Below are 8767 nucleotides of genomic sequence, written 5' to 3' on the forward strand. Positions count from 1 at the left end.
GAGTACGTCTGCACCACCGCCACCGACGCCTTGAGCCACGCGCTGGAGGCCTTCTTCTCGATCGCCTCCACCACGCTCACCGACGTGCACGCCATCAAGGCGATCCGCCTCTTGAAAGGGAGCCTGGTCAAGGCGGTGCGCGAGCAGAGCCCCGAGGCGATGGAGAACCTCTCCCGGGCCAGCCTGCACGCCGGCATGGCCTTCTCCAACTCGCTCCTGGGGATCGTGCACGCGCTGGCGCACCCCATCGGCGGCTATTACAACGCCAACCACGGCTCTATCAACGCCGTGCTCCTCCCCGAGGTGATCCGCTACGACCTGCCGGTGGTCACCGAGAAGCTCCCCGAGCTCGCCTGGGGGCTCGGCCACCAGGAGACCGGCAACCGCGCCGGAGCCGCCGAGGTGGTGCAGGGAGAGGTGGAGTCGCTTTTGGAGGCCTGCGGGGCGCCCAGGAGCCTCAGGAGCCTGGGGGTCAAGAAGGAGGACCTCCCCACGCTCGCCGAGAACGCCCTGCATGACGCCTGTCTGATCACCTCGCCGCGTCAGGCCGATCTGGCCGATCTGTTGACCATCCTGGAGAGGGCGTACTGATGGACAAGATCACGCGCAGCACCGTCGATACCGAGAGCCTCGACCGCCTTTTGGGTCTGGAGAGCTCGAAGATCGGCTTCTACTCCGAGGTCAAGCAGAAGATCCAGGAGCTGGAGGCGGCCAACCTCGGTCTGCGCACCAAAAGCCGCGAGCTGCAGGCGGTGTTCGACTCCATCGGCGACGGCGTCGCCATCTACGATTCCAGCGGGCTCGTCCAGCACAGAAACCACGTCTGCCCGCGCATGTTCCCGCAGCAGACCCTGGTGGGGAGCTCCTGCGGCAAGCTCTTCCACCCCGAGCAGGAGAGCGCCCCGGAGAGCTGCCCCGTGGAGCGCGCCCTGAAGGGTGAAAGCGTGCAGGTCTCCTTCGCCAGCCAGCTGCCGGGCCGGGAGACCCGCTACTTCGACGTCACCGTCACCCCCATCGAGGACAACAACGGCAAGCACCGGGCCCTCATGTTCCTGCGGGACGTCACCGACCGCCGCTCCCAGGAGCTGCAGCTCGTGCAGGCGGAGAAGATGTCCTCCATCGGCGTGCTGGCGGCCGGGGTGGCCCACGAGATCAACAACCCGCTGAGCTCGGTGGCGGGCTACGCGGAGGCGCTCCTGAGAAGGCTGCGCGACGAGCCGGGGCTCTCCGAAGACGCGCGCCTGGCGGTCTTCCAGAAGTACCTGGAAGTCATCATGCGGGAGACCTACCGCTGCAAGGCGATCATCGACAGCCTGTTGAGTTTCTCCCGCAAATCGGACGGTGCCGCAGGTGCCGTCAACCTGAACTGCGCCCTCCAGGAGGTGCTGGAGCTGGTCCGCCACAAGTCGCGCTACGAGCGGATCGAGATCGTGGAGCTGTTGCAGGAGGATCTCCCCCCGGTGTACGGTGACGGGGCGGGGCTTCGCCAGGTCTTCATGAACCTGCTGTTGAACGCCCACCAGGCGATCTGCGGCTCCGGGGTGGTGGAGATCTCCACCTTCGTGGAGCAGGGGATGGGGGTGGTCACCATCAAGGACTCGGGGTGCGGCATTCCCCCCGAGCAGCTCGCCCAGATCTGGGACCCCTTCTTCACCACCAAATCGGTCGGCCAGGGGCTGGGACTGGGGCTTGCCATCACCTACAACATCATCCAGAGGCAAGGGGGAGAGATACTGGTGGATAGTAGCCAAGGAAAGGGATCGACGTTTACCGTGAGGTTGCCACTATGCCAGCCGTAGGAAAAGGGAAGGGGGCGAAGCTCCTGATCGTGGAGGACGACCGTCCGATCCGGGAACTGCTCGAGGCCGAGCTGATCCGCTCCGGGTACAAGGTCGAGGTGGCCCGTGACGGGGTCGAGGGGCTCCGGAAGTACCGCGAGGAGAACTTCAACGTGGTGCTGTTGGACGTCAAGATGCCCGGTATGGACGGCATCGAGGTGCTCAGGCAGATGCGGGCGGAGACCATCATCCCGGAGGTCATCATGTTCACCGGCCACGGCTCCATCGAGACCGCGGTCGAGTGCATCAAGCACGGCGCCTACGACTACCTCACCAAGCCGGTGAAGCTCGACGAGCTGGAGATGGTGATCGACAAGGCCTACGAGAAGAACCGCCTCCGGCTGGAGAACATCAACCTCAAGCTCGAGGTGAGCAAGTTCGAGAACCACCGGATCGTGGGGCGAAGCCCGGCGCTCATGAAGGTGCTGGAGGTGGTCAAGCGCTGGGGCCCTGCCGACGAGCACGTGCTCATCTACGGGGAGAGCGGCACCGGCAAGGAGCTGATCTCCCGCGCCGTGCACGACGCGAGCCCGCGGGTGGACAAGCCGTTCGTCACCGTGAACTGCGGCCGCCTCAACATCAACACCGCCGAGAGCGAGCTCTTCGGGCATACCCAGGGCGCCTTCACCGGTGCCAACAAGGGGAGGGCGGGCCTTTTCGAGCTGGCCGACACCGGCACCCTCTTCATGGACGAGGTCTCCGAGATGCCGCTGGACGTGCAGGTCAAGCTCCTGAGGGTGCTGGAGACCGGCACCTTCCGGCGCATGGGGGGAAACCACGACATCAGCGTGGATGTCCGTTTCGTGTTCGCCTCCAACAAGAACCTGCAGGAGTGCGCCAACCGCGGCGAGTTCCGGGAAGACCTCTACCACCGCATCAACCTGCTCCCGATCAACCTGCCGCCGCTTCGGGAGCGCTCCGAGGATATCGTCCCGCTCGCCTATTTCTTCATGAAATCGATCGCCGGACGCCCCAATGAGAACTGGGAGATCACCGAGGAGGCCATGGCCGCGCTTTCGGCATACAGCTGGCCGGGCAACGTGAGGGAGCTCAGGAACACCATCCGCCGGGCCTGCATCCTGGCCACCGACAACCTGATCACCCTGGAGCTTTTGCCCTTCGCGCCACCCAAGGTGCTCCCGCCCAAGGTGGTCACCTCCTCGGCCCCCAGCGAGCTGCCGCTCTGGGTGATCGAGCGGGAGCACATCGCCAAGGTGCTGGAACTGGTGGAGGGAAATAAGAGCCGGGCCGCAAAAATTCTGGAGATCGACAGAAAGACCCTGTACACTAAGCTCGAACGTTACGGCCTGGAAGCGGCCGAGGCAGTGAAGGGGGCTTTGTGAAGTTGGTTGACAGTTTCGGAAGGAAGATAAATTACCTGCGCCTGTCGGTCACCGACCGGTGCAACATGCGCTGCCGCTACTGCATGCCGGCGGGCGGGGTGCCCAAGGTTTCCCACGCCCAGGTGCTGAGCTACGAGGAGCTGGAGCGGATCGGCCGGGCGGCGGTGGCGGTGGGGATCGAGAAGATCCGGGTCACCGGCGGCGAACCGCTGGTGAGGCGCGATATCATCCCGTTTCTCTCCCGGCTCTCCGCCATCGAAGGGCTGAAACAGCTGGTTTTGACCACCAACGGCGTGCTCCTGGAGGAGATGGCAGGTAGGCTGCGCGAGGCCGGGGTACAGCGGCTCAATGTCAGCCTGGATTCCCTGGACGCCGACAATTTTTGCGCAATCACCCGCCGAAACGACCTGAAAAGGGTGCTGGCGGGGATCGAGGCGGCTCACCGGGAAGGTTTCCCCATCAAGATCAACATGGTGGTGATGCGCGGGGTCAACGACCACGAGATCGAGACTGTTGCCGCGCTGGCCGCCGAGCGCCCCTTCACCGTGCGTTTCATCGAGTACATGCCCTCCGGTAAGGAGGAGCAGTGGCAGTCGCTGGTGGTTTCCGGCAGCGAGATACTGACCCGGCTGTCGGCCCGCTTTCCGCTCAAGCCCGTGCTGCGCGGGGAGCTGGCGGGGCCTGCCGAGGAGTACCACATCGAAGGCGCCGAGGGGACCCTTGGCATCATCACCCCGGTCACCGGCCACTTCTGCGCCCGCTGCAACCGGATCAGGGTCACCTCCACCGGCAAGGCGCGGAGCTGCCTGTTCGCAGGCGGCGATCTGGATCTCAAACCGTTCCTCGGCGAGGGGGATGCGCCCCAGCTGGAGGACGCCCTGTGCCGCTTGGTACTCGCCAAGCCGGGACGGCACCAGATGTCCGCCGAGAGTGCCGAGCACGACGCCTTTGCGATGTCCGCAATCGGCGGCTGACGTCCCTTTTCCACCGCTTGGGGTGGCCTGCAGGGCCACCCCACCAGTTCCCCCTTCCTGATTGCAGCATTTCTCCCCACTCATTGCTTCCTTTATTAGACTTTTTCGACGCCATGGTTGCCGCGTCGTGCGTTGCCGTCGTGGTTTCGATAGCTTAGCCCTGTTTGACGCCGACTGTGCCGGTAATTGTGGGATAATGCAACATGTGGCGATAATCCACACTTGGCCCCATCCTCACCCTGTCCCTCCCCTTGAAGGGGGGGGACGCCGAGGAGTCCCCTCTGTTCAGTGTGGGGACCGCACACCGGGCACGCGGAGGGATCGCCGATCCCTGTAGGTGGCCTTTCACCAGCCAAGAGAGGCCAGTCAAAGTGCTCCCGCCGTGTCACCCTGTCTCACCCCAACACTCGTCCCCTCTAACTTCGTCCCCTCCAACTTCGTCCACCCCCTGTCTCACGACGTGTCCAACACAAAGGTGCTCAATTCTTCCTCGAAGGTCCCCTGACGCCCGGATCAAAAGAGTCACCCGTGTCCCCGAACACTTGTCCCCGCTTACTTGTCCATACCCCTTCTCAAGAGATGACCAGCACGAACGAGTCACTACCTCATCGAACGTTCCCCCAAGAGGGACAGGGTGAGGATGGGGTGCGCGGCGATTTTCCCCACTGTGGAAAATTTCCCTAGCCGATAATCCGCCATTACCTCCCAAGCTGTTACTTATTTCCCCGTTTCCCACATCCACCTCTTTTCTCCCCGAAAACCGCGTTCCCATTGTTTACGCGGTTTTAAACCAATGTTTCGTTTTGGCATTGCCCTTGCTAACTGGGAAGACATGCGGTTGTACGAAGCCTGGTAGTGGCTTCAAAGGTTGGGTGGGATCACTGGTATAACATTTTTTTGATGCACGTAGGGCTGTCAGTAGTACCGGTTCACCAAGGTAGTAACCAGCAGTTTAAATGCGCAGTAGGAAGGGTAAATCTTACCCACACCAAAAAAGGAGGAAGTACAGATGCCACATTTCAGAGACGTTAAAAGGACCCTCAGCCTGGAAAGACGCGAATACCCGATCAAGATGCAGCACGCTTACCCGTCCGTTAACATCGGTTGGGGCGCACACACCATGGTCGGTAACGACGCGAAGGCTCTTGGCATGACCAATGCGCTGATCGTCACCACCGGTCTCAAGGGCACCGGCATCGTCGAGTCGATCCAGGGTGTTCTGAAGCACGCCGGTGTTGCCTCCGAAGTGTTCGACAAGGCTACCCCGAACCCCAAAGATTTCGAAGTAATGGAAGGCGCCAAGGCCCTCGCCTCCGGCAAGTTCGACGGCATCATCACCCTGGGCGGCGGTTCCTCCCAGGACTGCGGTAAGGCCATCAAGCTGGTCTACAGCCACGACGGCCAGGACGTCCGTTCCTTCGAAGGCGCCTTCAAGTGCACCAAGAAGAACAAGATCAAGCACCTCGCCATCAACACCACCTCCGGTACCGGTTCCGAGGTCTCCTGCTTCTCGATCATCAACCACACCGAGAAGATGTACAAGATGGCGCTGTTCGATCCCAACTGCACCCCGGACAAGTCCGTTGACGATCCGCTGATCCACCAGTGCATGAGCTCCAACCTGGCCGCTTACACCGGTATGGACGCCCTGACCCACGCCGTCGAAGCTATCGCTTCCCGCCTCTGCGTGCAGTCCGCCTACGGCCCGGGCCTGTGGGCGATCACCGAGATCTTCAACAACCTGCGTCAGTCCGCCAGCAACAGGAACAACGACAAGGCAGTTGAGCAGATGGTCTGGGCCGAGCTGGCCGCAGCCTACTCCTTCAACTCGGCAGGTCTGGGCATCGTCCACTCCATGGCTCACGCCATGGGCGGTCTCTACGACTCCCCGCACGGCCTGTGCAACGCCATCGCCCTGGTTGACGTCTGCCGCCTCAACCTGCCGGCCTGCCCGGAGCGCTTCGCCATGATGGCTCGCGCCGCCGGCGTCAACACCGCCGGTATGTCCGACATCAAAGCCGGCGAGATCTTCATCAACATGTGCCAGGAGCTGAAGGACGACCTCGGTATCACCACCAAGTTCGCCGACCTCGGTCTCCAGGAGAAGGACCTCGACGGCCTGTCCAAGTTCGCGGCCGCCGACATCTGCTCCGAGGGCAACCCGGTCGACATCGGCTTCGACAATATGCGCGCCGTCTTCAAGGCCTGCATGTAATCAGTAGCCGGCAGTAACCTGGCAGTACCAAGGTGAGGGGTGAAGGTTTCGATCTTCACCCCTCACGCTTACCACCAGATTTCTCAGAGGTAGCCATGATCACCGAACAAAAGGTAAAGGACCTGCTCCGCGGCGGCGGCTACATCGCCGACGACTCCATCGCCACCGCAGTCTTTCTCGCCCTCCGCATGGGAAAGCCGATCCTGATCGAGGGACCTCCTGGCGTGGGCAAGACCGGGCTCGCCAAGACGCTGAGCGAGGTGATGGATTTCCCCCTGGTCCGTCTGCAGTGCTACGAGGGTATCGACGAGGGGAAGGCACTCTACGACTGGGAGTATGGCAAGCAGCTCCTCTACACCCAGCTGTTGCGGACCCAGCTCGATAGCTACCTCTCCCAGACCGCCGACCTGCGCGAGGCGGTTGAGAGGCTTTCCGCCGAGGAGAGCCTGTTCTTCTCCAGGAACTTCCTCGTGCAACGTCCCATTCTGCGCAGCTTCCTCTCCGAAAAGCCTTCGCTTCTGCTGATCGACGAGATCGACCGCTCCGGGGACGAGTTCGAGGCGCTGCTGCTGGAGTGCCTGAGCGATTTCCAGGTTTCGGTCCCGGAGCTGGGGGTGATCGAGGCGAACCACAAGCCTCTCGCCATCCTTACCAGTAACGGCACCCGCATGATCTCCGACGCCCTCAGGCGGCGCTGCCTCTACCTCTACCTCGGTTACCCGGAGTTCGAGCGCGAGGTGGACATCGTGCGCGCCCGCTACCCGGAGATCTGCGAGGGTCTGGCCCGGCAGATGGTGGAGTTCCTGCGCCAGGTCAGGGAGCTGAACCTGCGCAAGCCCCCCTCTGTCTCCGAGGCGCTGGACTGGGCGCATGTCCTCTCCATCCTGCACGCCCGGCAGCTCACCCCCGAGGTGGTCGCCAACACGGTGGGGGTGATCGCCAAGCACCAGGCGGACCTCAAGCAGGTGACGGAACTGGCGGCGGCGACGCTGCGCTGATGCCGATCAAAGCTCGGGTACGGACTTATAGCCGCCCAGGAGTCCTGCCGGATCTCCTTCGCGGCTTGCCGCCTTTGGACGAGTCGCTTTTCAATTTGTGCGGAGTTAAACTATGGAGCGCATCATCGCCGGTTTCGTGAAGGCGCTGCGGGAGCGGGGAGTGAGGGTCTCCCAGGGGGAAAGTCTCGACGCGGTCGAAGCGCTCTCCCTGGGCGGCTTCGACGGCCGCGACTCGATGCGGGCCTACCTGTGCCTCACCCTGATCAAGAACGTCAACGACATCCCCGCCTTCGAAGAGGTCTTCGACCGCTTCTTCAGCAGGACCGATTTCCTCACCGACAACTCAGACCCCCTGGATCTTTTGGGCGCTCTCATCCACATCGTGGAGGGGGAGCAGCTCAAGTCCGAAATGCACCAGACCCACCATGAAGAGGGACCCAATCTGGCCACCGACGGCGACCTGAGCGCCGAGGAACTGGAGAACCTGATGGGGATGGCGGAAAGCGACGACGACTCCGAAGGCGCCCAGATCACGGTGCAGCTGGACGGCTTCCGCGGCAAGATGGAGGCGCCCATGCCTTCCGACTACTACCAGCAGGCTCCTCCCACCGTCGCCTTCCACCAGAGCTGGCAGGCCAAGAGCAGGATCGATCTGGTCTCGGCCGAGGAGCAGGCGGAGATGCAGGACGTGGTGGGTCGGATGCTGATGAGGATCCGCAAGGACGTGCAGCGGATGAAGGAAGAGGAGAGCCGCGGCAAGCTCCACGTCATCAAGACCCTGCAGAAGAACTACCGCCACGACATGGTGCCGTTTTTGCGCTCGCTCAGGAGAAAGCGCAAGGAAAAACCGCGACTGGTCGTTTTCTGCGATGTGAGCTATTCTGTCTCCCACGCCACCCGTTTCCTGCTCTTGCTGCTGCACACGCTGCAGAACCGGGTGATGGACGTGAGAAGCTTCGTCTTCAACAGCGAGATCGCCGAGATCACCGAGAAGCTGCGCAACATGCCGATCAACGTCCTCTTGGAGACCATGGACCGGGGCGAGATCGTCAACCTCGACGACAACAGTGACTACGGCAAGGTTTTTACCACCTTCAAGGAGAAGTACCTGGAAGGGATGCGTGGCAAGCCGGCCATCGTTGTCCTGGGGGACGGGCGCAACAACTATCACGAATCCGAGGAGTGGGCGCTGGAGGAGATCCGGGAGAAGGCGGGGTACCTGCTCTGGCTCACCCCGGAGGACGAGGAGCTGTGGGGGCGCGGCGATTGCCTCCTGGAGCTGTACGGCGAGTTCTGCGACGAGGTGAAGACGGTGAAGAGCGTGGAGGAGCTGGGGATAGTGGTGGAGGACCTATTCTGCACCCTCTACGACCACAACGACACCCGCGCCTGGCGCCGC

At 62.6% G+C, this 8767-nt stretch carries 7 protein-coding genes; all 7 read left to right on the forward strand.

Features of this window, described 5'->3' with window-relative positions; genetic code table 11:
• The coding region (locus VJ604_RS06975) for a dehydroquinate synthase/iron-containing alcohol dehydrogenase family protein (RefSeq protein WP_324081016.1) at window positions 1-591 on the forward strand (591 nt) is incomplete at its 5' end.
• The gene (locus VJ604_RS06980) at window positions 591-1799 is read left to right on the forward strand and encodes a two-component system sensor histidine kinase NtrB (RefSeq protein ID WP_324081018.1); all 1209 of its coding nucleotides are present in this window, start codon (window positions 591-593) and stop codon (window positions 1797-1799) included. The genes VJ604_RS06975 and VJ604_RS06980, both read left to right, overlap by 1 nt.
• On the forward strand, window positions 1787-3181 hold the full coding sequence (locus VJ604_RS06985) for a sigma-54-dependent transcriptional regulator (RefSeq protein WP_324081020.1): 1395 nt from the start codon (window positions 1787-1789) through the stop codon (window positions 3179-3181). The genes VJ604_RS06980 and VJ604_RS06985 overlap by 13 nt, the downstream gene beginning before the upstream one ends.
• Complete coding sequence (gene moaA / locus VJ604_RS06990) at window positions 3178-4155, forward strand: GTP 3',8-cyclase MoaA (RefSeq protein WP_324081022.1); 978 nt, start codon at window positions 3178-3180, stop codon at window positions 4153-4155. The genes VJ604_RS06985 and moaA overlap by 4 nt, the downstream gene beginning before the upstream one ends.
• A 1009-nt stretch (window positions 4156-5164) precedes the next feature.
• Window positions 5165-6370: an iron-containing alcohol dehydrogenase family protein gene (locus VJ604_RS06995; RefSeq protein ID WP_324081024.1), complete on the forward strand. Its 1206-nt coding sequence runs from the start codon at window positions 5165-5167 to the stop codon at window positions 6368-6370.
• 95 nt (window positions 6371-6465) lie between these two features.
• Window positions 6466-7368, forward strand: a complete 903-nt coding sequence (locus tag VJ604_RS07000; protein WP_324081026.1) for an AAA family ATPase — start codon at window positions 6466-6468, stop codon at window positions 7366-7368.
• A 112-nt stretch (window positions 7369-7480) separates the two neighbouring features.
• Window positions 7481-8767, forward strand: a 1287-nt coding sequence (locus tag VJ604_RS07005; protein WP_324081028.1) for a VWA domain-containing protein, incomplete at its 3' end; no start/stop codon positions are given.

Source organism: Geomonas sp., from assembly GCF_035254065.1.
Taxonomy (GTDB): domain Bacteria; phylum Desulfobacterota; class Desulfuromonadia; order Geobacterales; family Geobacteraceae; genus Geomonas.

Excerpts from the sequence above, each read along its gene's own strand:
- VJ604_RS07000 (WP_324081026.1), top strand. The coding sequence starts at position 6,466 with ATGATCACCGAACAAAAGGTAAAGGACCTGCTCCGCGGCGGCGGCTAC.
- VJ604_RS06985 (WP_324081020.1), top strand. The coding sequence starts at position 1,787 with ATGCCAGCCGTAGGAAAAGGGAAGGGGGCGAAGCTCCTGATCGTGGAG.
- VJ604_RS06980 (WP_324081018.1), top strand. The coding sequence starts at position 591 with ATGGACAAGATCACGCGCAGCACCGTCGATACCGAGAGCCTCGACCGC.
- VJ604_RS06995 (WP_324081024.1), top strand. The coding sequence starts at position 5,165 with ATGCCACATTTCAGAGACGTTAAAAGGACCCTCAGCCTGGAAAGACGC.